Raw genomic sequence first — 26119 nt, 5'->3', positions numbered from 1 at the left:
TTTTTTACCCTTTAAAAAAGAAAGCCTTGTTCTTTGTGAGGTTTGTACTTTGTGAGAATCCTTCAAAAAACAAATTTACTTAAAAGCAAAAAACACCTTTATAAAAGATAATCTAACCCCAACGCAAGTCAAATAAAGAGCGTCAAATGTTTGAAAAGGCTGTAAAAATAAAAGGTGTTTGAGCACAGCGAGTTCTTTTATTTTCAGCCTTGAAAACTAATTTGACCTTTATTTAGGTTAGTTGAAGGGTTTTTTGTTTCTTTTTTGCCCTTTAAAAAAGAAAGCCTTGTTCTTTGTGAGGTTTGTTTTTTGTGAAATCGTAAGATTTATCGATTAAAGAAGTAACGCTGTTTTAATCGAAAATTTACTTCTCTCTCTTTTCTACTTTCTCCTCTCCAATTGATTTGGGAGGTTTATGGTATGAGTGATGGGTGATGGGTTAAGAGCATTCTTTCTTTAATCGACAATTCTTCAAAAAAACAAAAAAGCAAAATATAAAAAGCCCTTAGTGTTCACTAAGGGCTTTTTATATTTTATAATTCTTTATCCTTCAAAATCTCCACAATCGTGTACTTCAAATGTTTCTAACAAACTGCGCAACGTATAAAAAGAAGCTTCTCTAAACATCGATTCGTCAATTTCTTCCCCAATAACCTTCAAACTATATACTGGATAGTCATCTACTTGTTCAAATACAAACGTATGAGATTGGGTACGAATGCTAATTTGCTTGCCTTTTTCTTCCACTGATTCTATGGTATACGAAACCTGACTGTGTAAATCACACGCATTCATCAAATTAATCATCTCTCCATCGATTAAGATGTTCACCACATCACATGCATAACAGTTTCCTCCAAACTCCAATCCGTATTTGGTTGTTACGTCTTTAGAAGCGGGTTCAACAATCTCCATGGGAACAAGCAATTCGCTGCTTATCTTTTTCAATGCAGCCGTACTTTCAAACGCTTTGGCAACCTCTTCTTTGGTTGTTGCTTGATGGGCAGGTGCTTCTTGTTGTGTATTTTGTTTACACGCTAGGGTAAACAAGCATACGATGGCTAATGTCAATAGTTTTTTCATGTGAGTCGGTTTACTACAAAGGTAGTATTTCTGGCGTGAAAATTAATACGGTTCTTGTAATTTACGCGCTGTTTTGGCAGCTAATCCAAATCACGTTTATAAATAGTTTCCTTTTCTTCAGCCCCCCTCCTTTTCGTCTTGTTAGTTTGTCTGATTCAAATAGGAACTAATCGCTAAACTTTCCGCTTCTGATATTCGGTCTTTAAATGTTTGAACATGAAACATCCATCCATATTCTACTTGATCTTTTTTATTTGGTTCAACAAACAACCACGTATGTACAACCAAATGGTCTGTATTTTTTAGTGCAGGTCCAAGTACGTTAATCTCTAGTTTATGACACGCCAAGCAATTTTGATCAAATAATTCTTTTCCTCTTTGCATGTCTTCAGGTAGATTCGGGACTCCGCAAAAACCACTTTCATTTATCACCACAGGTGTTCTCTCCTGTTCCCCTAAATAAAAAAGTCCGCCAAATAAAATCAAAGCCATAATCAGGATGCCCGAAACACCCCAAACAAATTGTACAATATACTTCCGATTCGTCTTCATATACAGCTATTGCGTCCCACTAAGATACGTTAAACTTTTTGTTTTTTAATCCGAAATAGGTTGTTGTTTAGGTATTTGATACGGATATCGTTCATAAATAGCATTGGCTTCATTAATTGAAAACCCCTGTTGGTTATACATGAAAAATAAATCTGAAGTTGCTTTGATTTTTGCCTCTGATTCTTTCATTTTCCACTGACTCAATCCCTTATAATAATAAGCATCTGAAAATTCTTTGTAGTTAACTACAGCTTGTTCAAAATAAGCGATAGCTTCTGTAAAGCGCTCTTGTTCATAACAAACAATACCCAAATAGAAGAGTTCCAAGTGATGTACATCGGGGAATACTTCTTTCTGCTTGGCTACCGCCCGTTTAAAATAGGTTTCGGCTTTATCGAATTCATTCAATTGCAAATACGATAAGCCAATGTAAAAAGTATAGGTGTGATCCATCTCATAGCGATCACCCCAATTGGCCATACAAGTTTCGAAATCAGCAATGGCATCGCGATAGTTTTTTGAAAATACACATTTGATAAAAGCGCGGTAGCCCAAATAACGCTCTGGGTCATACTGTACCGCTTTATCGATATACTCCATTCCCACTTCATATTTTCTACTTTTAAAATAAGGCATGGCTTTCTGCTGCCACAAATAGGCAATGGTCGAATCTTGTGCTAATCCTTCATTCAAGGCATCTTGCCATTCTTTCAGATTTAAGGTATAGTTATAGCGGTGAGCTTTATTCGTCGCATAAGTCTCTATAATGCTGTCTTGCTTGGCCTTTTGCTCTGGAGTAAGCGGAGGTTGTTTCAAGTCTTGCTGGCCTTGAATCTGTTGACAACTGATGAAGAGCAATAGGATAAATGGGAGGTATTTCATGTTTTTATTAAATGTTAGGGTAATATCGAATGAAAAACTTATATCAATCTTCGTTACTTATTTTTCCTTTACTGATCCAGATGTGATATAATCATACAACTCCTCAATTACTGGTTGCTCTAACTGAAAATTAAAATGAACAACTGGTAATTCTGAATCTGACATATAACTTTGTTTTACGGAACCTTCAATTATTCTTACATCTCCCATATAATAAAAATCTGTTCCTTCACCGTCTTCCTTCTTTACAAACAATAGAATTCTCTTAGAATCTAGAATCTTTTTTATTTCAATACTTTCTAATTTCAGTCTAGATCTTGATTCCCATGCAAAAACTGAAGGATTAATAAAATGATCATTATACTTAATTGTTTCCTCAATATCATTTGATTTATGATACGTTACAAAACAAGGGGTAATTTCATTTACTGTTCTATAGCCATATAAAGTACTACTGATATCTTTAGTCCAATTAAGAATACGACAAACATCTTTTCGACTATACTTATTGTACAAAATTAGTCCATCTCTAAAATTCTCTATTTTATAATTTTCTTTAAAGACTTGTATCGAATAGTTAATAGAATCTAATAGAAAATCTTTAAAACATACATCGTTCAACATCTCCTTAAACATATTGCTAAATCTAAATGATCCATTATGCTTCAATAAGATATTACAAGGAGTTGGAATGATTAATGAACTTTTAGGTCTAAGATAAAACTCAAAATTAATATTTCGAATACATGATTCTATAGTTTCATCTGATACTAAGTATTGAAATTCTTTTTGAATTAATTCTTTAAATGTTGTTATTTCTATTTCACCCTGTTCAATTATTTTTAGCAGCAGAAAGCTTTCCTCAACTCTTTTTGCATTATTAATTTCTTTTGAAAACAAAGCGAGTAAATCAGATTTAGCCTTATCTAATACATTATCAAAACTATCATCAACCTTAAAAACAAAATCATAATATGATCTTTTAGAATAAATGACAAACTGATATGGATCTCGAGATTCATATTTTAGAAAATCGACCATCCAAGGTATTCTTCCCAATCTAAATTTTAATAATTGATAATCTTTCTTTAAATCAGCTAACGTAGTCATATTTACCGTAGCAATCGATTCATAAATTTTTTCTTTTGTTATCTCATCAAAATTAATTGTAGAGGCTCCTGGCAACTGTTTACTACCTTCAGAAATAAGTTTTCTCAAGGTATCCTTATTAAAAGAAGTATCCCCATATAATGCAATAGGAATTAAATAATTATTTTTATAATTCCCTATGAAATCAACGATAGTTAGAAATTCTTTATTTTCTGCTTTTCTCAACCCACGACCTAATTGCTGTACAAAAACAATTGCAGACTCAGTAGGTCTAATCATCAGTATTTGATTTATCTTGGGTATATCTATTCCTTCATTAAAAATATCTACAGTAAAAATATAATCTAATTTTTCAATACTGTCCTCAGATTCCAATCTAGCAATAGCTTGCACGCGTTCTAACTCAGTACTTTTACCTGATAATGCAAGGGTTTTAAATCCATTTTCATTAAATCTTAATGATAAAAATGCGGCTTCAACATTACTTGAACAAAACACTAAACCTCTAATGATACCACTGTCACTTCCAAAACGTTTAGCGTTAAATATAATTTTATTTACTCTTTCACTATCCGATAACAAATTAAAATCTCTAGTATCTTCTCTATACTTATCATCAACTAACAAATCAGAAATTCCATAGTAATGAAAATCACTCAACATCTTTTCTTGCATTGCTGTATGTAGCCTTATCTCGTAAGCAATATTATGATCAAAAAGACCAAAAATATCAAACCCATCAGTACGTTCAGGCGTTGCAGTCATTCCTAATAAAAACTTAGGGCTAAAATAATCCAATAGTCGTAAATATGAATCTCCACCTGAACGATGAGATTCATCAATTATAATGTAATCAAAATGCGTCTTTTTAAACTTCAACAGATTTTCCTCTTTACATATTGTCTGGATTGTTGAAAAAATAAAATCTGCATCTAAAGCACGTTGATCACCAGAAAAAAGTCCATACGTTCTAGTATCACCTAATAATGTTCTAAATGTATTCAGAGCATCATTTGCAATATTTAAACGATGTACTACAAATAGCATCTTTTTAGGATTAAAATTTTTCACATCAAATGCAGATAGATATGTTTTTCCTGTCCCAGTGGCGGAAATTATCAATCCTTTATTTTTGTTTGCTAACCTTAATTTATTTAAATTTTCTAAAGCAGCCTGTTGCATTTTATTCGGCTTAACAACTACTTCACTTTTAGCCTCATTTAACTCTAATCGATTAATAACTCTTTGTTTAATATATAGTTCCTCATAAGAAGCAATATATTTCTCTGTTACCACTAAAGCCTCTTCAAAATTACGATGAAACTCATCCAAAACATCATTTACAATACCACTCGCATGTAAACCCGATATTTTAAGATTCCATTCCTTATTTACAGTTAGGGCATTAGCTGTTAAATTACTACTACCTATAATAATAGTATGATGATCTTCTTTTCTGAAAATATACCCTTTTGTATGTGTATTATTCTCCGTAGAAATTTTAAGTTCTATATTTCTAAAAGCTTTTAGCTTTTTGAGCGCCTCAGGTTGAGTGAAATTTAAATATTGAGATACTAAGACTTTCCCCTTTATATTTCTTTTTTCTAATGCAATAAGCGTATTAAATAATACAGCAATACCACTTGTTGTAGCAAAGGCAACAGAAATAAAAAATTCTTTACAAGTATCTAATTCTTGTAATAATGTAGATAATACTTTTTCTTTAGGAATCTCTTTATTCGTTAAAAGCCTAGGAATATTCGTAGAATTAGACACGATATTTTTATCCAAAAACCCTTTATGAACCCCTTCAATAAAATCAAGGCGTAGATTTTCATTCATCTTGCATCATTTTATACACAATAGGTAAATCCGCAGCAGCCCAATCTAATTCTAAGAAATCTTCTTTCTTTAACCATACATATGAAATATGTTCTTTTAGAGTGATTTTTCTATTAGGCATTTTACATACAAAACTATGCATTGTCAATTCAAAATCTGGATACTGATGGACTACGGTAAGATAAAGCTCATTGATTTCAGGATTTATATCTAGTTCTTCTTGTAATTCTCTTTTTAAAGCTTCTTGATGAGTTTCTCCTGCTTCAATTTTCCCCCCAGGAAATTCAAACTTTTTTGAGATATACTCTAACTTGTTTTCAGCTCTTTGTGCACAAAGTATTTCATCATTATGCATTAATATAGCTGCAACCACTTCTACTTTTTTCATACTATTTAACTTATCTCTTTTGATTACTTAATTCAGAAGACTACGCATAAAATTAAGTAATCAAAAAATATTATGACCTTTCTTTCAGATATTAATTTGAATTCTATAAATCAAATTTAGACATATTTAATTAACATACCATTTTATCCTCACTAATAAAAACACCATACTCTTCTTTCTAACTTAGAAAAATATTGGATTAATTCGTTTTTTCATTAGTAATCGACTTACACCTTTCTCTTTTTCCTTATTCTCCTCCTCCCTTCCTTCGACTTTCCTTGGACATTCCTTGGAGAATACTAGGCAAAACACCCTTTTTGTCGAAGGATACTCCTAGGAATGTCCTCCCATACTCCAAGAAAGCCTAACGATGTTACTTTGATGAGGTTGTCTTCTTTCTCATCTGTATACACTTCTACTTTAAAATTACAACTATTTTCATTTTAAACCCAAGTTAACCACCTACAAATAAACCTGTTATTTTTTTTCATCCCCTTTGATACGTGAACTTTTTTTATCGTGCTTCTCCCTATCTTGTCAAGCTAAAAATACAAGCTATGGCAGAATTAAAAGATGGAATATTAGGGGGAGTATCTGGAAAAATTGGCAACCTTGTAGGCGTAAAATGGAGAGGTAGGGATTTATTGCGCATAAAATCGAATCGTCCCCCTCGAAAAGCTTCTCCCCTTCAGCAACTCCAGCAAGATAAGCTTCGCTTGGTTTCTAGCTTTGTCAGTAAAATGCGTAATGTGGTTACCCTTTACTATCCTGAAGCGATCGTAAACAACAAAAAAATAACGGGTAGAGAACAATTGATTTCCCTGTTAATGAAACAGGGGCTTGAGGTCATAGATCAAGTTCCTCATCTTGTTATTGAACGGGTGTTACTAGCCATCGGAACACTACCTGCAGCAACAGTTGAGGTTCTTCAACAACAAGATAACAATAGCTTACTCATAACTTGGGACTCGGCATTGGTGAATATACTCGCCCATAATGAAGATGAGTTAACCCTTGTCCTCTATGATGATGTGTGTGATGCAAGTACTATTTATCTTAACATCGGCAAACGTCAAGAGGGACAATGTCAAATTCAGCTCCCTAGTACTTGGGAAAATAAACGCATTCACCTTTGGAGTATTTGGGTATCTACAGCGAACAAAAGAAACAGTTCCAGTCAATATCATTTGCTAATGCGGGAAGCATAAGTTGTTTCACTTATAGGGAAATTTTGTTTTTCAAGGCTTGCTGAATCCCCCAACTCCCCAACAAAAACAAACCACAACCGCCTAGCACCCACCAAAGGCTATACCCTGCTGTTGCGTAAAGGGATTCTTTGGTGGTATACGTACTCCAGCCTGCTTCTCGATCTTCAAAAATTCCCCAATCGATCCAAAACCAAAGGAGAGCAACAAGTAAACCATGGAGGATCAATTGGATCAGTTGTTGGTTGATTCGCTGTATCAGAAGTAGCAAAAGCAGATACAGTATACTAGTAATACCAACGGCCCAGAAGACATCCGTATAAAAGTCAAAGGAAAGGTTGCTCGATGGTTGTTCCTTAAATGGAGTCATCGCTAGAATCGCTTGGATATACCCTAAAATCACAAAGAGTATTCCTTGTAAAAAGTAAGTGGTCCACGGTGATCGTTTAGGAGTTGGGTGATTCATGTATAATGACGATTGGCTGTTTTAATTCGAAACGAAGATACGATTTGATTTTTGCTTTTTTATGGCTCTCAATTAAAGAAGGAGAATACTTATGAAAGATAAAGCATTCCCCTCTTTTAAAGCACTAATTTTCTATCAAAGGTCATTCTTTTTAAACAATGTCAATGTGTACCCCATAATCCATCACTCATAACCACAATCCCCTCACCTTAACAACAACCACCATTAGGATCACAACAAGTACTTGCTGTTTGTGGTACATCTTCTGGCTTGATCCCACAAGCATCTTCCGCTAAACAAGCAGTGATGGTATTCACCAAGATAAAATGGGTACCGTTAAAAGCTAAATTATATTTGCCAATGGTTGTTTTACCTTGGAATTCTACCTCTACTTCTCCATCTTCAATACCTAATTTATTTTCAGACAATCGTATAATTCCCAACAACTTTCCTGCTTTTAGTCGATGTTCAAAATCGTTGGCATTCCACAGTTGAAAGCTCACTTTTTTCTCGGTGCGAATCACGCCACCACAGTCGATGTACTTTTTATCTACTTGCCCTACTTCCGTTACGTGAAAATGTTCTGGTACAAAACTCCCATCTTCCAATTGAAAATCTACTTTTTCCAATCCGGCTAATACTTGTTTTACTTCTGATAATTTCATAATTTCTGTTTTATATTACATCGCAATATTACGATACATTACTTTAAAAAAATGCCTTAACAGCATTTGTCAATATGCGTGGATTGCCCGAAGAAAGCGGCAAATTCCGTTTCAAATTCTTTCCAAACCTCCTCGTCAATACAATAGCAAACGGATTTTCCTTCTACTGTACCTTGTAAGAGTCCGATGGTTTTTAATTCTTTTAAATGCTGAGAGATGGTCGCTTGCGCTAATCCGAGTTCGTCTACTAAATCACTGCAGATACAGGCTTTTTGATTGATGATGTATTGCAAGATTGCCAAACGTGCAGGATGCCCCAATACTTTAAACATGGCTGCTAAGCGGTTTTTCTTGTCGCTAAATAATTCTGATTTTGTAATTCCCATTTGTCTCTCTTATTTATATCATCGCAATATTACGATGCAAAGATATTTATTTTTTTATAACACCAAAAAAAAATATTTTCTTTCGGCAGTGTTGCTTTTACTTCTATTCCTTCTAATTTTATTCATTAAAATACCTTTATCTACCATCTAAAACAGTTAAAAAAAACTAATAAGTCGTACATTAGACAAAAAATTATAAACTATGGGAATTTTTATTGGAATTGGAATTATTGTATTGCTTGTCATTTGGTTCATTGCAACAAATAATAAATTAGTCGCTTTAAAAAACAATCGCGAGAATGCCTTTGCAGATATTGATGTACAATTAAAACAGCGTCATGACTTGATTCCTCAATTAGTTTCATCTGTAAAAGGTTATATGGAACACGAGGCGAATACACTGGAAAAATTAACTCAAGCACGTACAGCTGCGATGCAAGCAGGTGATATCAATACGAAGATTCAAGCGGAGCAACAACTTTCTTCTGCCTTATCAGGATTACGCGTAGCAGTAGAAGCTTATCCAGATCTTAAAGCGAATACGAACTTCTTGCAACTGCAAAACGAAATTTCAGATATTGAAAATAAATTAGCTGCTGTTCGTCGTTACTTTAACTCGGCAACAAAGGAATTAAATACTGCGATTGAATCAATTCCTTCGAATATTATAGCTGGGATGAAAAACATGACCAGACAACCTTTCTTTGAATTAGGTGTAGAACAAAGAGCTCAACTTGACGTAGCTCCAGAGATTAAATTTTAATGGCATACGTTGGTTTACATACACAAATAAGACGAAATAACACCAAGTCAATTCTACTTTTATTTGCTTTTCCCTTATTAATTCTATTGGGGATTGTCTTTATTTTGGGCTACCTATCTAGCTGGAATTGGGAAATGGCCTATGATCCTATTTTACAAGTAACTCCAATTGTTTTTGTAGTTGTTGGGATTTGGTTTGTTATTTCTTATTTTTTTCACAACCAAATGATTCAACGGGCAACACATGCAAAACCGTTGGAACGAAAGGACAATATGCGGGTATATAATCTGACAGAAAACCTATGCATGTCTGTGGGAATGCCCATGCCCAAACTCTTTATTATCGAAACAGATACCTTAAATGCTTTTGCATCAGGAATCAATGAGAAATCATATTCGGTTACGTTAACTCGAGGGATTATTGACAAATTAGATGATAAAGAATTGGAAGGTGTTATTGCGCATGAACTCATGCACATCCGAAATAACGATGTGCGATTACTCATCGTAACCATTGTATTTGTGGGAATTTTGGGCGTTATTCTGAATTTATTACTCCGCGGATTATTCAATGGTTTAGGACGAAGACGAGGAGGAAAAGGCAATGGAGGAGCTATCATTATCGTTATTTTGGTGGTTACTTTTGTCATCTACTTTTTCTCCATGGTTTTTAAATTCGCCCTATCGAGAAGTCGAGAATATATGGCCGACGCTGGTGCAGTTAGCATGACCAAAGATGCACATGCCCTAGCTAGTGCCCTGCGCAAAATCAGTGGTAATTCTAAATTAGAAACGACCAATAACGAAGTAAGAGAACTCTTTATTGACAATAGCGATAAATCAAATAGCAAGGGATTCCTGGGAGAAATAGGTTCTATTTTCAGTACCCACCCACCCATCGAAAAACGCATCGACTTTTTGGAAAAAATGTAATTTTTATCCAATCACAACATGAGATAAATCACCAATCCTAGGTGTTGTAAATAAAAAAAATCTACTTGGCTTTCACTCCAGTAGATTTTTTTTATACCTTCGCAAAGTATTTGACTACTCAAACATATTTCAAATGATAAACGAATCACTACAACTGTTGTTCAACCTGACAAAAACCCAATCCATCCTTCAACGAAAATTTGATCGTTTGAGTGTACACGGTTTGAGCTATACCGATTTTATGTTGCTCCATTTGCTTGCCTCCGATGCAGAAGGTAAAACGAGGAGAATTGACTTGGCGAGTCGCATAGGACTTACACCATCAGGGGTGACGCGCTTACTGAGTCCGTTGGAAAAAAATGGTTTAGTGGGAAGAGAGAGCAATGCACGAGATGCTCGTGTTAGTTATGTCGTGCTAACTGAAACAGGACAACGCGTTTACATTGAAGCAAAAGTAACTGCAGAGGCTGTTGCCTTGGAATTACTTCCCAAACTAAAAGCCAATCAACTGCAAGCGATTATGGACTTGTTTAGACAAATTGCTGATGGGAAATAAAGAGAGGATGAACACTCACTTAGAATTTTATATAAAAAAATGAAAAACATACAAACTCCACAATTAACCCTTTGCTACCAAGATTTTGGATCTCCAAAAGATCCTTGTGTGCTCTTAATTGGCGGTTTAGGAACCTCAATGACCCGATGGACCGTTCCTTTTTGTCAGCAACTTGCTCAACGTGGGTTTTACGTGATTCGATATGATCATCGTGATACGGGTTGTTCTACTTTTACCACTCCAGCGATTACGGATCCTGGTGAACTCATGACTGCTTTACAAAAGGGAAAAATGGAACCTCCTTTTTATTCGCTATATGATTTAGCGCAAGATGCGATTCAACTCCTCGACCACTTGCACATTGAAAAGGCACACCTCATGGGGCGTTCTATGGGTGGAATTGTCGCACAAATTTTAGGAAGTCAACATAAAGAACGTGTGTTGTCTTTGGTGATTATCATGTCAACATCGCTCAACCCAACTTTACCACAAACGGAGGCAGCAGTGATGCAACAAATGATGAGCCCGCTACCTTCTTATTCTACTGCTAAAGCGGATCATCTTGCAGCAAGACTGGCGTTTATTCAACGTATTTCAAGTACGGATGTACCCTTCAACGCAGAAGAAGAAAAGGAATTAATTGAAGAGGATTTCAATCGAAATCCAAAACCCAACCAAACTTTACTGCATGTAGCAGCTGTTGGTTTTACCCCGTATAATCCTGCTATTACAGCGGGTATCCAATGCCCCGTATTAGTGATGCATGGAACAATTGACCCTATTTTTCCTCCAGCACATGGTTTGGATTTACACGCGGCTATCCCTCATTCAAAATTGATGTTGGTCGAAAATATGGGACACGATTTACACGCTGATCGATATGCACTCCTATTGGATGCTTTTAGCCAAAATCAGGGATAGTAAAGTTTCTTATTTCTTTTATCTTTATCACAAACAAAAACAACTGCTATGAATCTTACGGAAGAACAGCGTATCGCAATCAAAGAAGCTAATATTGCGCGTATTGCAAAAAAGAACTACCGCTACATTGATTGGTTACCTATTTTAGAGAACCCCAATTTGCGCAGCCAAGACGAATTAATTGGTCGCATGTCAGTGATGAACGCCCTGATTAATATCTCATTCGAAGCTCCGGTAGAAATAATTAAACAATGGATTGAAGCAAATCAGCTTACTGCTCATCTATCCGATTGGGAAAAAGAAATCCTAACTAAAACACAAGCGGATTTAGATCAATATGAGATTAATACCCTTCGTTGGTATTTGGAAGCGTTATGGGCTTTGATGTGGGCAACGAAAATGATTCCTCATCTGGATGAAACCCAATGGAATGAAGAATCAATGGCCTCGATGTTACCTAATTTAGAAGAAGGAGAAGACAATCATCGATTACAAGAAGTAACGACGATGCACACCACTGAAGATATTTATACGATGCTGGATTTCTACTATCGCTTGCATTGGTATTGTGTGGATGAACGCCTAAAAGGACAAGAAGCAGCCATCAATGAAGGTCTTGTTTATGAACGCCGTCGTGCTTTAGAATGGTTAATAAACAAAGAGACGAATTGGGATGAAATCGAAATGGGAACCTAAGCATGAACGTTCTATTGAAAGTCTGAACTCGATAACAAAATATCACAACCACCAAAAAACATAATTATGAGCATGATTGGCAATTTACTTCGTGTGACTGAAGTAGAATTAACAAGTTACCTCCAAGACAGCAGTCTATTTGAAACACGCATTTACAGCGATTTTGATGAAAACAATATCGATGAGGCTTATGTGGATTTAGATAAGACATGGAATGTACTAGCTTTTCTCTTAGGAGGAAAACACAAAGAATACGAAGATCAAAAGATGGCACATCTCGTTTTTGGTCGGCATACTTTGGATGAAGATCAAGATGTAGGCTATGGTCCTGCACGTTATTTGACAGTAGCCGAAGTACAAGAGTTGAATCAAGCACTAAATCAAATCACAGATGAAGAAATGAGAAAACGCTTTTCACCTGAAGAATGCGAAGCGAATGATATCTATCCTTCTTTTTGGTTGGAAGAAGATGCAAATGATTTATGGGACTATATTTCAGATCACCTTCAACTCCTTCGAAAGGCCTATCAAACTGCAGCAGATCGCAAAGAAGCTATGATTACATATTTAAATTAAAACAACAAGCCACTTAATTAAGTGGCTTGTTGTTTTTTAATTATTTTTTTTATGTGCTATCAACGCTTCTAAATTAGACTTCACTTTTTTCCATTCGTCATCTAGAATACTGTAATAAGCAGCGTTACGAGTTGTTCCATCTGCTTGTATTTTATCTTTTCTCAAAATCCCCTCAAAGATACCTCCAATTTTTTCAATCGCTTTTCTAGAGCGGATATTGGTATCTTTTGTTTTTAATTGAACGCGATTCACTCCTAAAACTTCAAAACAAAAGCTCATCAATAGGAGTTTACTTTCTAAGTTGGCGATTGTCCCCCAGTATTCCTGTGTAATCCAGGTCCAGCCAATTTCTAATTTTTTATCTGCTGGATACAGCTCAAAAAAACGGGTAGAACCAATAATTTCCCCTGTTTGTTTATGTTGAATAACAAAGGGATATTGTATTCCCTTATCTCTTGCTGCTATCGCTTGCGTATAATTATCAAAAAATATTTCGCGTTGAGAACAATCAGTCGGAACTAATTCCCACAATTTTCGATCTGCGGCTTTTTGATATAAATCTTCTAAATGTTGGAGCTCTAAGGGAATAAGTCGAATCTGTTCTCCTTCTAAAATAGTGGGATATGCAATCCAAGGGGTTTCTTGCTTATCATTCATTTTCATTTCGATTACATTATTACTTTCAATAAGCGCGCTAAATTAAAACATACAAATTGAGAAATGAGTTTCTTGGTGATATTTGTGCTTTGTGAGGTTTACTCTTTGTGATGGGATTTTCGTTTAAAGAAGGATTACTTAAATCAGGAAATTCTCCCCTTAACCTTTAACTGATCCCCCATAACAATCAACTAATCCTCTCTACTTCCGTCATCAGCCATACGGACAATTTTGGGTGTAAACATGGCAACCACCTCTACTAAATCACCTTGAGCGGCCATCACCTGATGAATATCTTTATACGCCATCGGTGCTTCGTCTTTTCCTGCTCCGATGAGTTCTACACCGTGATCGGATAAAACGGCTTTAATATCGCTTGATTTTAGCGTTTTAATCGCTTGTGTTCGGCTCATTTGTCGTCCTGCTCCATGTGATGCTGAGTTTAAAGCCTCTTCTTCTCCTTTTCCGCGAACTAAAAATCCGGGTGCAGTCATCGATCCTGGAATAATTCCCATCACACCTTTACTCGCAGGTGTAGCTCCTTTACGGTGCACAATCACCTCTTTTCCTTGGTACATTTCTTTCCATGCAAAATTATGGTGGTTTTCAATTTTAGCTAATACTTCAGCCCCAATGGCTTGGGTTAATTTAGCGTGAATCACCTCATGACAAGCCGATGCATAATCTCCTGCGAGATTCATCAAAGCCCAATATTCTTGTCCGGCTTCAGAGTTCATATCCAAATAAGCCAAGTTCTTTGCTTCATACGGTAATTTGCATTGTTCTTTAGCAATCTGCGTATAACGTCCTGCAATCGTTGCTCCCATTCCTCGAGATCCTGAGTGTGTTAACAGCGCTAAATAGGTTCCTTTTTCGATATTCAACACCTCATCACGTTCCATGAACTCCATCAATCCCCATTCAACAAAGTGATTTCCACCACCAGAAGACCCCAACTGTTCCCATGCTTTATCTTGTAAATTCTTAATGAAGGGATTCAAATTGAATTCCCCACGATCCAGAATATCATGTTCCGCCTTGTATTGACCGTGGAATCCATGTCCTGCACCAAACTTCGTGTGTTTCACCAATTGTTCTTTTAATAAGGCTTCCATTCCGTAGAATTCAATTCCCTTGATATCAAAAATAGACAACGCCATTCGACATCCAATATCAACGCCCACACCATAAGGGATAACGGCATTTTCTATTGCTAATACTCCTCCAATAGGCAATCCATATCCTTGGTGCGCATCGGGCATCAACGCTCCAGCAACTGCCACAGGTAATTTCACTGCTGTTTCCATTTGTCGAATGGCCCCTTCTTCAATATAATCTGATCCATAGACACTATATCCAACAGCCTCTTCTCTTAACGGGATCACCTCTTCCTCTACGTGTTGTCCAACCCCTTCGATAATGGCAGTGGCTAGCTTTCCAAACACTTTGTGGTTGATATAATCCTCAGCCTGAGTTAAAACCATTTTATAGTGCGCCAACATCTCCACTTTTGTTAACCCTGTTCGCTTTTTATTTATTTTTAATGCAATACCCAACAAAGCTGTTTCTGGGTATCCTAATGCGATTAAATCGTTTCCGTTTATTTGTGTATTTTGTTTCATTTTTCTTTCTTCTAATTAATTCCCATTCCATCTCCACCCTTCATCGTAAACCTCATCTGCTTTGTCTTTTGAATCGACAATTTCCATTTCTTGTGCCTGTGCTTTTATCTGTAAGAGATCTCCGATTTTCATTTTTACTTTTAATTTGTTTAATAAGGTCATCACTGTATCAGCATCTAACGTTTTTATATTCTGCCCTCCAAAAGCTAATTCCAACCAGATAATCTCTTCTTTTTGAACATCTAACACGCCAAAAACCAACCCTTTATTTAATTTATTCACTATTCTAACTTGGTGAATCACAGCCGATGGATCATAAGCAACTCCTGTTCTTTTTGTCACTTTCATCGGATTTTTTGAATCCATCCATCCTACTACTAAATTAGGTGTAATTGCACCATTACTGTATGCATTACAAGTAAATGTAACATACTTAGCACCTGCCTTTTGCAACGTTTCAACATCTATATTAATATATTCAGCCGTTCCTATTCGATTCGGAATAAACTGAATATCACCACTGTGTTTGCATCCTGTGGTAGTTAAATTAAAATAACTACACAATCGAACTGTATTTTCATACGCAATATGACAGCTTAAGTCCATATCTAAATGTTGGGCTTCTAAACCAGCGCCCCATTGCATAAACAAACGAATTTGTTTTTCTTCTAATGGAAATTTTGTTCCCATTATAGCAACTGGTAAGTCTTGAACGGTATCACTTCTATCTCCAATACTTAAAGGAATATGGAATAAAACTGGATCAATAAACATTGTTTTTGCAGTTGTTTTTTCCGCAGCGTATCGCCTTGTTAATTCAGCCATAGTAAACCTAGTGACTTGTTCAATCATTGAAGCTAAATAAACTTGATCAAAAACTTTCACCAATTGATTCACTGGAATTATTTTACTAACTCCTCCTAATGGTTTTACTACTCTATTTGCAGTTGGATCAAAGTAGATTTCAGCATACATCTGTAAAGTCAATAGCAATCTTAGAGGTACTTGATGAACTACTTCTTCAAAATGATTCAGTGTAACTTCTCCACCAAAGAACAACATGTTAGAAAATAAAGAACGGGCAAATAATCCAGGACGTTGTTTTAACAAAACAAAAGTCTGTTCCGCATCCATTTCTTTCAATCGATAATATTCAATTCTTCCAGCGATAACTGTATACCTTTGATTATAAAAAGTATCTATTAATTCTGCGAGTTTTTCGAATCCCTTTCGCTTACTGTATTCTGCTAGACGTAAAGCTCGAATAAATCGAACCCACATTTCTCTTCTGGGATGCATATTTTCGCACATTTCCTCAACATCTAATGCCATTGTATTTAACCAAATAGCAACCTTAATCGAGTCTTTACGGGAATACTTTAATTTTAATTCGTTCTTTACTTTGTGTTCAGTTTCTCGCTGTGTGCCTAAACTGTATCTCAAATTCTTATGATTACTCCCTTCACGCGTGATTATTGTTTTAGGTTTAACGAGTTGTAAAAAGCCCGTTTTCTTGTACCACAAGTAACGTAGAATATCTGTTGGGGATTGAAAAAATCGTCCTGCATGATCCACTTCTTCTCTTGTAATTAAATGATCAATAACAATCATTTTTGTCTCTCTCATGGCAATAGTCACAGTGGGTAATTCACAAGTATCTAACAACAATTGCAGCGAATCAATTTGTGTGACATCTAAAGCCGTTTTGGCTTGTAGTAAACTTGTAAAGTAAGCTTCTATCTCTTCTTCTTGCCATAAATTCAATACTTTTATTTTACTTCCAGCTCCTTGTAATGCTAATTGTTCAAATTTGAAAGGAGTCCCACACAACGGACACCCATTGTAACGTTCTAATGGAAATGTATGCTTAGGAATACTATGTCCACAAGCTAAAACAACTCCATCTTTTTTAGTCGCAAACCAACTCATTATAAAAGTTAAGTATGCATTTCGTTTAACTCTATTCGTTGGTTCTATCCAATCTTTGATTAAAGGAGTCCAATTATGTTTAGTGCCTAATATATTTTGTAGCGTTTGATAAATCACTTGATAATAAGAAGATTCTACTGTTTTTAAAACCGTTAATAATTCTTCACTTAATCCAAAACCCAACTTTCTAATATTTTCCACTAATTCAAATACTTGTGGATTATAGCTTTGTGTTTGTTGTGTTTTATCAACATAAATTGCTTGATTTCTAATCGCTACTTGTATCTTATTCGCTTTCATTTTTTTAAATTTTAATTAGGTAATCACGTCTTTCTAATATTTAAATGGTTCTAGGAAGTAAAACACGTTTGACCTCAATTAGTTTTTTATCTTTATTCATAGGAAAAGGCAAACCTTATTCGTTTTTAAATCAGGTAATCGTGGGTTTAAAGACTATCCAAAAAGTGTAAGAAGTAAAACCCACTTGACCTTGATTTTTATTATTTTTTGTTAGGAGTGGCGATTGATTATGTTATGAGTAATAGGTTATGTTGCCCCTTAACCCTTAACCCTTAACCATCAACTACCTTCCAAACATTTCTTTCAATTGTTTCAATACATTACCACCACCAGACAAGCTAATTTCACCAACCTTATCTGCAATTTTCTCGATGTATTCCATTTCTTTCAATCGCATCAACATATCATTTTCTTCCATCAATTTAGCTGTATTCAACAAGCTACGGGTAGCTGCTGTTTCTTCTCTTCTGGTAATCATGTTCGCTTGTGCTTTTTTCTCGGCGATCAATACCTGATTCATGATTTCTCGAATATCTCCTGGTAGGATAATATCTTTGATTCCGCAGGTTTTTAGAGCAATTCCCAAAGCAGCAACTTCTTTCTGTACCCCTTCCAATATTGCTTGAGAAACATTTTCTTTGTTTTCCATCAACTCATCAAAAGACATACGCCCAACCTTTTCTCTTAAGATCAATTGAATCGCATTGTACATTTGTTTTTCTACTTCTTTATTTTCTACATACGCTAGTAGTAAATCACGTACTTGGTACACGATGTTAAAGTTGATACGCAACTGCACTTTGTCTTTAGTCAAAATTTCTTGTCCATTCATATCCATCGTTTGTTGACGTACATCAACAAAAATGATCTGTACTTTGATTTCATTTCTCCAAAAACAATAATCTCCCGCATCCAAGATGCCTTGAAATTGCTCATCGATAAACAACAATCCTTTTTCATTTGCCCCAACCGCATACATTCTCAAGAAATTAGGCAAGTTGCCTTTCCCTCTAATCGTACGCGAAATAGCTGCAGGAACTTCCAACTCTGTAGTTGTAAAGCGTTCGAAAGCATACATTTGTGCTTCTTTCCAGTAGATGTAACGCCCTGCACTTAATGCGGTATGAAACACTTGGTTTTTATACACCAAGACAATTTCGTTATCCAATACATCGATTACTTCCAACATCGCCGATAACTCTTCATTTTTCAACAAAGCATCCATATCCCTACGCATAGGAAATAGTTCTGCTTTATTGTACTCTACTACTTCTTTATTTCCCCACAACCAATACTGACCTGTGGTATATACTTTTTGCAACTCTCCTTGGTTAAAAACTAGAGCAACGTGATTTGTTTTTACTTGTAACTTTTTCATAACTATATTTTTTATTTTTTAAATCATTTTGAATAAGAACAGTCTAAATAGGTTTCCCTTCACTAGGCGGAAAAAGAAGTACGCTTTGAAGTTGAATCATTTGTGTATAACCTAGGATCACTCAGCAAGCAAGTGATTCTGTCTATATCATCCCTGATTCTTCTTTCGCACCGTGACTTGTTTTTACAAGCGTTGATCGGGTGTTTTTATGTGGGTTGTCCGGAGACTTCCAACCTAAAAACTGAAACACTATTTGACTGAACTTTTTATAGAGGAGATTTTTTATTGAAGTTCTCCTTCTTCACCTAAAGATTGCTTTTAAGGCAATTGGTATCTTGCTCTAACCAGCTAAGCTATATTGCTACTGCAATAGTAGGATTCGAACCTACGACACAAATACATACTAAACCACTAGTCATCCATCTAAAGGAAGTGAGGAGTCGAACCTCAATATTCTACTTGACCAAACAGGATAAGGTAAACGATTGTCCCTTACTTCCGCGCTATACTGAAACGCTTCCAAGGTTTGTATCTTTCGAACAGTACAAAGATGCATACCCAACTACGCAAACAAACTGCGCAGTTTAAAATATTTTTCAATATTTTTATAAAACACTAAATACCAATAATTTAAAAACAAAAATATTTTGTACTTTTTATTACTACGCATATATACTGCGTAGTTAAAGAGAAAAACATTATATTTGAAGTATAATCCAACTAGAAAATTACATGGCAACAAACAAACTTGCATTATTGCGCTACCGCATTCTTGATGAATGTTTGCAAAATCGATTCAGAAAGTGGACGTTAGATGACTTAATTGAAAAAGTTGCTGATGGATTATATGAATACGAAGGAATTGATACAGGAATCAGCAAACGTACCATACAAATGGACATACAAACCATGCGTAGCGATAGCTTGGGATATAACGCTCCTATTGTGGTTGTGGACCGCAAATATTACACCTATGAAGACCCACAATACAGCATCAAAAACTCTCCGATTAACGATGCTGATATGGAAAAGCTCAAAGAAGTTGTAGCTATATTAAAGCATTTGAACGGATTTAGTCAGGTAGATGAAATGAGCGAAGTGATTGCAAAACTAGACAATAGTTTACTCACACGTAGTACACAAGCTCCGAATTACATTCAGATGGAAGGCAATCCTTTATTGAAGGGAATTAAATTTATTAGCCCTTTATATGAAGCCATAAAGAATAAACAAACGTTGCTGATTGAATACAAATCTTTTAAATCAAAAGAAGCGTCTAAGAATTTCTACTACCCTTATTTACTGAAAGAATACCGCAATCGTTGGTTCTTGATCACACGTAGCAGCAAAGGAAAGCATTTACTTACTTTGGCCCTGGATCGAATTACCAATGTATATGCGCTTGCCAACGAACCTTACAAAGAATACCAAGGCGTTAATTTTGATCGATATTTCGAAGATACCTTAGGTGTAACAAAAACAGAGCAAGACCGAGCACAGAAAGTTATTCTATGGGTAAATCAATACCATGCGCCTTATGTCAAAACAAAACCGCTACACAGTTCACAACAACTGCTAGAGGAAAATGAAAAAGGAATCAAGATTCGTTTGGATGTGGTGTTGAATTTTGAATTAGAACGTGAAATCTTAGGTTTTGGTGAAGCGATAATCGTACTCTCTCCTCGTCATTTACAACGACAGATTGCTAAACGCGTAGAGAAAATGCATCAACAGTATTTGAAAGAGGAATAACTGACTAAGCTACTATGGCATCTACATGATTTGCCTGAATTGACGAATCAATGCCCGTCCTTTCTTTGAAAGTTTTTCTTCTTCAATCTGATTGCTTAGCTTTTTCAAATCGGCTCTAGAAGATAAATCTGCTATAACGCTGGCTGCATCCAGAAACAAGTCATCTGTATCCGCTGTATTTGGCAATTTTTTCATTTTGTTCAACAAAAACTGAAGTAGTACTGAATCCTGAGTTCCTCTAATATGAGGAATCAACTTAAAATCCATAACACGCAATTCTTGTTGTTGATAAAGATCCAGGCATAGTGCCTCTTTTTGCTTTTGAGTTAATACATAAGGGTTAGCCACAAGTTCTTTATTTGCGCCTTCCTTTTCATTGAGCAAATCAAAAACTCCATCCCAACGAGTTAATGGTTCTTTGATGCAATTCACAACCCAATCAATATACTGTTGTTCTTGTATTTCTTGATTTGATTGATCTAAAATAGCTTGTAAATCCAGTAATTTCTTTTTGTACAACGAATACTCCTCCGCAGTTACTTCTTTACCACCATAAGACATGGCAAACGTCCAATAAAAATTTGCTTTCCGATCTTTATTTAAAAACAAAAGTATTTCTTGTCCTTCTTCAAAATGAAAAGGTTCAGGACACATAAAAGAACGTTGATCTGCAATACAGATTTGAGTTTCTTTAATCTCTCCTTTTAATTCTTCGTGTATAACAATTACCGCAAACCCATCGTGCATACTAGGAGGTGGTGGGACACCTTCTTTTGAAGTTGGAGGACTATCAGCGATAAATCCGACTACTTTTCCATAAACCACATAATCAGCTTCTTTGTACACATCACTTATTGTGCGTGGATAAATAGGAAAAGCCCACAACGAAGCACAACTTCCCCATAACATAATCACAAGAATCAAAAACAAATGCTTTTTCATGGGATTTCAAATTAAAAACAAAAAATACGATTCCAAGATACCACATTCTGAGATAAATCAAAATAACACCTCATATAAGAAATATAACATCTTACTTATACTGCCATTTTTTTAAATTTTATTAAAACATATATTAATTATATTATATTTGAATTTAATAAAATTAAAATATATTCACCATTATGACCAAAAAACCTATTTTAAAAATTCACCCCACTCCACTAGATCGTTGTATTGACGGAATTAGTTTCCTACTCTTACTCACTCTTTTGGGCACTACATTTTACTACTACAATCAATTGCCTGAAACGATTCCTACGCATTTTAATGCATCAGGGCAACCAGATGCCTTTGGAGCTAAATCCTCTATATTTTTATTTACAGGGATAGCGGTCTTCATTTACGTCTTATTGTTGGTCTTCAAGGACAAACCCCATCTCTACAACTATCCAACAACAATAACGGAAGAGAATGCTCTAGAACACTACAGCAAAGCGACTAAAATGATGCGTTTTTTAAACCTAGCTACTATTCTAATTTTCTTTTATCTCCAATACCAAACCATTCAAACTGCTTTGGGGACTAGTGAAGGGTTAGGTTCCTATTTTACAGTGATTATCTTACTAGTTTCGCTCTTGCCTTTACTTTTTTTACTCCCCACCAAAAAGAAACAAATTACATCTAAATAAAAAAGGCTTGTCTTTCGACAAGCCTTTTTACTTTATTTTTTATCCCAAACTAAACCTTCTGTATCATATTCAAATACAACTAGGCCTTCATTATAAGCTTCAATCTCAATCATTGCTTTTTTCGCCTTTAAAAGTTTCTTTATCACTTCATTTTTCTTGTCAATGAACACATAATTATTTGCTGCACCTGAAGCAGTCGTATACGCGTAATTAACTGTATTCTCATCATCAAACTTAAACTTCATTGTCTTTTCTCCCATAAGACTTGGCATGATTTGTCCTTTATCTAAATAAAGAAAAACTTCATTTCCTGCCCCTTTATTGCGTAAATTTATTGCTAGTCTTGATCCGCCCTTATATGGGAACTGAAAATTAATCTTATTTGTAGAGGTTAATTCTGCAAAATAGGTTGTGGTACCTTCCATTTTATCAACCTCCTCTGAATACTTCCATTTTGATTTAACTGTAGTACCATCTTCCATTATTTGATCCGTAGTGGTATCAGCTTTATCCGATTTATCGCCTCCAGAAGCAAGGGCAATTACCAACATAAAAGCGACTGCAAGAGCCGAAAATAAATTCTTTTTCATATATCTAGATATTAATTTCTATTTCTTTCTTTTAAAAATCCAATAAGCTCCACCTATTCCGACCAAAATAAACACAAGGTCATACCAATCGAATGTGCCATAAAAAACCTCTAGACCAATCGATACAACCACCAACACCCCCAGCCAAACATAATATCCCGTTGATCGAACATCTTCCCATACAATCGCTACAAGCGAAGAAAAGGCAAAAGCCCATAAACCATCCGGTAGATGATACTGCACCCAATAGGGCAATTCAATTTTATTCCACTTAACAGGAAGGAACTGTAAAAAATAAATCGATGAATCTCTAGCCATAACATAAATCAAACTCCCCAACAACAAGGGCAAAAAAACAAACCAGAAGCCTGTCTTACTGATTGACTTTATCTTATCCAAATTCACTTATTTTATATCAATTAAAATCAAAAATAAAGAATATTACAATCTTAAAAAAACTAATTTTAACATTTGTTAAGCAATACATCACTTCGAAAGATATTTCTCATCTCATATTTCTGCGCCACAAGGTTTATTCCATAAAAAAAGGCTTGTCGAAAGACAAGCCTTTTTGCTCTATATAGGATAGATTATATTTCTCTATTGATATCCCAAGCTTCTAAAATGTCAGCTACACGCTTAACGAAAGAACCTCCTAATGCTCCATCTACTACACGGTGATCATAACTGTGTGATAAGAACATTTTTTGACGGATACCGATGAAGTCACCTTCTGGTGTTTCAATAACCGCTGGTACTTTGCGAATAGCTCCTAAAGCTAAAATACCTACTTGTGGTTGATTGATGATTGGCGTACCGAATACACTACCAAAAGTACCCACGTTTGTAACTGTATATGTACCTCCTTGTGTATCGTCTGGTTTTAATTTTCCAGCTTTTGCACGGTTTCCTAAGTCATTAACTGCTTTAGCCATACCTACTAAATTCAATTGATCTGCATTTTTGATTACAGGTACAATTAAGTTTCCGTTTGGTAATGCAGCAGCCATTCCTAAGTTGATATTCTTTTTCTTGATGATGAAATCACCATCAACAGAAATATTCATTCCTGGGAAATCTTTTAATGCTTTAGCAACAGCTTCCATGAAGATTGGTGTGAACGTTAATTTTTCACCTTCTCTCTTTTCGAAAGCTCCTTTTACTTTATCTCTCCATTTTACGATATTCGTAACGTCTACTTCGATAAATGATTGTACGTGAGCAGAAGTCTGAACCGATTGTACCATGTAACCTGAAATCAGTTTACGCATACGATCCATTTCAACAATTTCGTCTCCTCCATTTACAGAAACAGGTACTGCTTTAGCTGCAGCCGCTGGTGCAGCTGTAGGTTTAGCAACCTCTGCTTTAGCTACTGGAGCTGCTGCTTGTGGTTGAGAACCTCTTTGTTCAACATAAGCTAAAATATCATTTTTCGTTACTCTTCCTTCTTTTCCTGTTCCTTGGATAGCTTCCAACTCACTTAAAGAGATTCCCTCTTCTTTTGCGATATTTTTAACTAAAGGTGAAAAGAATTTCTCAGAAGATGAAAAATCTACTGGTGCAGCAGCTTCTTGTGCTACATTTACTGTTTGTTCTACGGCTGCCACTGTTGGAGTTGATGTAGCAGCTGGAGTTGAAGCAACTTCTCCTCCTTCAGTTTCAATGATAGCGATAGTTTGTCCTACTTGAACAACATCGTCTACTTGAAATAATATTTCAACCAAAGTTCCCTCTACTTCTGATGGAACTTCACTGTCAACTTTATCCGTTGCGATTTCTAATACTGTCTCATCAGCCTCAATGCGATCCCCTACATTCTTCAACCAGTTTGTAATGGTTGCTTCCGCAACACTTTCTCCCATTTTGGGTAATTTCAATTCGAACTTTGCCATATTTATAACCTAAGGTTGTGTTTCTTAATTCAGATTACAAATTTAATAATATTTCGGACTTTTTCCACGTAAAGATAAAATTATCATTCTTCTAAAATTATCACGGATCCTTTACTATTACTATCATTACTACCAATCAAAAACAAAGAATTTACAGGTTTAATTTTATAAATTATTTCTGATCTATAATTTTCACGCATAAAGGTAATGATCTCTTTATTAGTTAAATAATCCCCATCAAAGATAATTTCTATTAAATCTCCATTCCTTTCACCTATTTGATTCACTTTTTCTTGCAGTTGATCCAGGTCTTCGAATTGGTAAATAGTCTTTTGTAACGCTGTTTCAATTTGCTGTTTCAACGTTTTACTTTGGCTGATTACCCAAGTTGCTGCAACAACATCTAATACGGGACTTTTCTTTTTTTGTTTGGCAAACAAAAATGTCAAGGTAACCATGCGCATCATTACTTCAAAAACATAGGATTTTCGAAAGTGCTTTTCATAAAAAATCTGTGTTCCGTGATGAAATCGCTTGACGTATTCAATATCTTTATTGGTGCTTTCTCCTTTGTAGTGAATAACTGCCGTATCCGCCAAATAATAGTTTTCATACCCCAATTTTAAGCTAGAATAGGATAAATCGGTATCTTCTACATACATAAAAAATCGTTCGTCAAAACCGCCTAATTCTTCGTATAAAGCACGAGTCATAAACATAAACGCGCCAACTAATATCTCTACCGTTCCATTTTGATGTTGAGGTAAATGAGAGGCATAATAGCCATTTGCAAAAGATCGAGAAGGAAATAGTTTATAAAATCCTGTAATCTTCATCAAAGAACGCCAATAGGTTGGAATTCCTCTTTTGGATTCAGGTAGAAATTTTCCACGTCCATCAATCAATCGACACCCCACAATACCCAACTTTTCTTTTCGCTCAAAAAGAGCAATCAATTGATGAAAGGTATCTTCTGCTATAACTGTATCGGGATTGAGTATACAAATGTATTTTCCCTTTGCATGTTTTACTCCAATATTATTGCCTTTGGGAAAACCGAGATTCTCCTTATTCGCTAAATAGAGCATCTCTGGAAACAAGGCTTGCATCATCTCCGCACTATCGTCTTGCGAATTATTATCAACTACTATAATTTCCGCCTCAATCCCTTCGATCGCGGATTGCACGGATTTAATACATTGCTCTAAAAAGTACCGAACATTGTAGTTTAAAATAATTATAGATAATTGCATCCGGCAAATATAGTAGGATTAAGAAAATAACAATAGAAATAACACAAAAAAAAGGCTGAATACCTATAGATATTCAGCCTTTTACTTCT

Annotated in this window: 26 protein-coding genes; 9 read left to right on the top strand and 17 right to left on the bottom strand. The window is 35.4% G+C overall.

Annotated features, from left to right (window positions below; genetic code table 11):
* Positions 1-543: 543 nt before the first annotated feature.
* From ACUTSE_RS01415 to ACUTSE_RS01395, 5 genes are all read right to left on the bottom strand, one after another.
* Complete coding sequence (locus tag ACUTSE_RS01415) at positions 544-1083, bottom strand: hypothetical protein (RefSeq protein WP_445638953.1); 540 nt, start codon at positions 1081-1083, stop codon at positions 544-546.
* Between the two features lie 141 nt (positions 1084-1224).
* A complete protein-coding gene (locus tag ACUTSE_RS01410; RefSeq protein WP_445638952.1) occupies positions 1225-1635 on the bottom strand; it encodes a cytochrome c in 411 nt (136 codons plus the stop codon).
* 45 nt (positions 1636-1680) lie between these two features.
* Positions 1681-2517: a tetratricopeptide repeat protein gene (locus tag ACUTSE_RS01405; protein ID WP_445638951.1), complete on the bottom strand. Its 837-nt coding sequence runs from the start codon at positions 2515-2517 to the stop codon at positions 1681-1683.
* Positions 2518-2574: 57 nt separating this feature from the next.
* Positions 2575-5469 carry a DUF3427 domain-containing protein gene (locus ACUTSE_RS01400; protein WP_445638950.1) on the bottom strand — a complete coding sequence of 965 codons (2895 nt, stop codon included), beginning with the start codon at positions 5467-5469 and terminating at the stop codon, positions 2575-2577.
* Positions 5462-5857 (bottom strand): (deoxy)nucleoside triphosphate pyrophosphohydrolase, encoded by a 396-nt coding sequence (locus ACUTSE_RS01395; RefSeq protein WP_115092552.1) that lies wholly within the window; start codon positions 5855-5857, stop codon positions 5462-5464. The genes ACUTSE_RS01400 and ACUTSE_RS01395 overlap by 8 nt, the downstream gene beginning before the upstream one ends.
* A 557-nt stretch (positions 5858-6414) precedes the next feature.
* On the opposite strand from ACUTSE_RS01395, the gene ACUTSE_RS01390 reads away from it, so the two are divergent.
* The gene (locus ACUTSE_RS01390) at positions 6415-7065 is read left to right on the top strand and encodes a DUF6266 family protein (RefSeq protein WP_445638949.1); all 651 of its coding nucleotides are present in this window, start codon (positions 6415-6417) and stop codon (positions 7063-7065) included.
* 10 nt (positions 7066-7075) lie between these two features.
* Here ACUTSE_RS01390 and ACUTSE_RS01385 read toward each other — a convergent pair whose 3' ends face one another.
* From ACUTSE_RS01385 to ACUTSE_RS01375, 3 genes are all read right to left on the bottom strand, one after another.
* Positions 7076-7528, bottom strand: a complete 453-nt coding sequence (locus tag ACUTSE_RS01385) for a hypothetical protein (protein WP_445638948.1) — start codon at positions 7526-7528, stop codon at positions 7076-7078.
* 209 nt (positions 7529-7737) lie between these two features.
* Positions 7738-8193, bottom strand: coding sequence for a DUF6428 family protein (locus ACUTSE_RS01380; RefSeq protein WP_445638947.1), 456 nt, complete (start codon positions 8191-8193; stop codon positions 7738-7740).
* A gap of 56 nt (positions 8194-8249) precedes the next feature.
* Positions 8250-8579 carry an ArsR/SmtB family transcription factor gene (locus ACUTSE_RS01375; protein WP_353100548.1) on the bottom strand — a complete coding sequence of 110 codons (330 nt, stop codon included), beginning with the start codon at positions 8577-8579 and terminating at the stop codon, positions 8250-8252.
* A gap of 202 nt (positions 8580-8781) precedes the next feature.
* On the opposite strand from ACUTSE_RS01375, the gene ACUTSE_RS01370 reads away from it, so the two are divergent.
* The 6 genes from ACUTSE_RS01370 (at position 8782) to ACUTSE_RS01345 (ending at position 13023) form a co-directional block, all read left to right on the top strand.
* Positions 8782-9342 carry a LemA family protein gene (locus ACUTSE_RS01370; protein ID WP_002990152.1) on the top strand — a complete coding sequence of 187 codons (561 nt, stop codon included), beginning with the start codon at positions 8782-8784 and terminating at the stop codon, positions 9340-9342.
* Positions 9342-10274, top strand: a complete 933-nt coding sequence (locus ACUTSE_RS01365; protein WP_445638946.1) for a M48 family metallopeptidase — start codon at positions 9342-9344, stop codon at positions 10272-10274. Before ACUTSE_RS01370 ends, ACUTSE_RS01365 begins: the two co-directional genes overlap by 1 nt.
* Before the next feature lie 133 nt (positions 10275-10407).
* Complete coding sequence (locus ACUTSE_RS01360; RefSeq protein ID WP_002990148.1) at positions 10408-10830, top strand: MarR family winged helix-turn-helix transcriptional regulator; 423 nt, start codon at positions 10408-10410, stop codon at positions 10828-10830.
* A 39-nt stretch (positions 10831-10869) separates the two neighbouring features.
* Entirely contained in the window at positions 10870-11751 is an 882-nt protein-coding gene (locus ACUTSE_RS01355; RefSeq protein ID WP_445638945.1) for an alpha/beta fold hydrolase, read from the top strand.
* Between the two features lie 48 nt (positions 11752-11799).
* Positions 11800-12447, top strand: a complete 648-nt coding sequence (locus ACUTSE_RS01350) for a DUF4272 domain-containing protein (protein WP_445638944.1) — start codon at positions 11800-11802, stop codon at positions 12445-12447.
* A gap of 66 nt (positions 12448-12513) precedes the next feature.
* Entirely contained in the window at positions 12514-13023 is a 510-nt protein-coding gene (locus ACUTSE_RS01345; protein WP_002990143.1) for a YfbM family protein, read from the top strand.
* Positions 13024-13059: 36 nt separating this feature from the next.
* Here the strand turns inward: ACUTSE_RS01345 and ACUTSE_RS01340 are convergent, their stop codons facing one another.
* The 4 genes from ACUTSE_RS01340 to ACUTSE_RS01325 form a co-directional block, all read right to left on the bottom strand.
* The gene (locus ACUTSE_RS01340; protein WP_445638943.1) at positions 13060-13686 is read right to left on the bottom strand and encodes a GNAT family N-acetyltransferase; all 627 of its coding nucleotides are present in this window, start codon (positions 13684-13686) and stop codon (positions 13060-13062) included.
* 185 nt (positions 13687-13871) lie between these two features.
* A complete protein-coding gene (locus ACUTSE_RS01335) occupies positions 13872-15302 on the bottom strand; it encodes an RtcB family protein (RefSeq protein WP_445638942.1) in 1431 nt (476 codons plus the stop codon).
* Between the two features lie 15 nt (positions 15303-15317).
* Positions 15318-17531, bottom strand: a complete 2214-nt coding sequence (locus tag ACUTSE_RS01330; protein WP_445638941.1) for a hypothetical protein — start codon at positions 17529-17531, stop codon at positions 15318-15320.
* 283 nt (positions 17532-17814) lie between these two features.
* Entirely contained in the window at positions 17815-18909 is a 1095-nt protein-coding gene (locus ACUTSE_RS01325; protein ID WP_445638940.1) for a slipin family protein, read from the bottom strand.
* A gap of 732 nt (positions 18910-19641) precedes the next feature.
* Here ACUTSE_RS01325 and ACUTSE_RS01320 point away from each other — a divergent pair.
* Entirely contained in the window at positions 19642-20661 is a 1020-nt protein-coding gene (locus ACUTSE_RS01320) for a helix-turn-helix transcriptional regulator (protein ID WP_002990132.1), read from the top strand.
* Between the two features lie 21 nt (positions 20662-20682).
* Here the strand turns inward: ACUTSE_RS01320 and ACUTSE_RS01315 are convergent, their stop codons facing one another.
* Complete coding sequence (locus ACUTSE_RS01315; protein ID WP_445638939.1) at positions 20683-21603, bottom strand: hypothetical protein; 921 nt, start codon at positions 21601-21603, stop codon at positions 20683-20685.
* A 182-nt stretch (positions 21604-21785) separates the two neighbouring features.
* Between ACUTSE_RS01315 and ACUTSE_RS01310 the strand changes: the two genes are divergently transcribed.
* Complete coding sequence (locus tag ACUTSE_RS01310) at positions 21786-22292, top strand: DUF1648 domain-containing protein (protein ID WP_445638938.1); 507 nt, start codon at positions 21786-21788, stop codon at positions 22290-22292.
* A gap of 32 nt (positions 22293-22324) precedes the next feature.
* On the opposite strand, the gene ACUTSE_RS01305 is transcribed toward ACUTSE_RS01310, so the two are convergent.
* The 4 genes from ACUTSE_RS01305 to ACUTSE_RS01290 form a co-directional block, all read right to left on the bottom strand.
* On the bottom strand, positions 22325-22882 hold the full coding sequence (locus tag ACUTSE_RS01305) for a hypothetical protein (protein WP_445638937.1): 558 nt from the start codon (positions 22880-22882) through the stop codon (positions 22325-22327).
* Positions 22883-22900: 18 nt separating this feature from the next.
* Positions 22901-23287 carry a hypothetical protein gene (locus ACUTSE_RS01300; RefSeq protein WP_445638936.1) on the bottom strand — a complete coding sequence of 129 codons (387 nt, stop codon included), beginning with the start codon at positions 23285-23287 and terminating at the stop codon, positions 22901-22903.
* A gap of 185 nt (positions 23288-23472) precedes the next feature.
* A complete protein-coding gene (locus tag ACUTSE_RS01295) occupies positions 23473-24777 on the bottom strand; it encodes a dihydrolipoamide acetyltransferase family protein (RefSeq protein ID WP_445638935.1) in 1305 nt (434 codons plus the stop codon).
* A gap of 83 nt (positions 24778-24860) precedes the next feature.
* On the bottom strand, positions 24861-26030 hold the full coding sequence (locus tag ACUTSE_RS01290; protein ID WP_445638934.1) for a glycosyltransferase family 2 protein: 1170 nt from the start codon (positions 26028-26030) through the stop codon (positions 24861-24863).
* Positions 26031-26119 lie beyond the last annotated feature (89 nt).

The sequence above is a fragment of the Myroides sp. TSA_177.3 genome (assembly GCF_052691955.1).
This window is presented reverse-complemented; position numbering and strand designations above follow the sequence as displayed.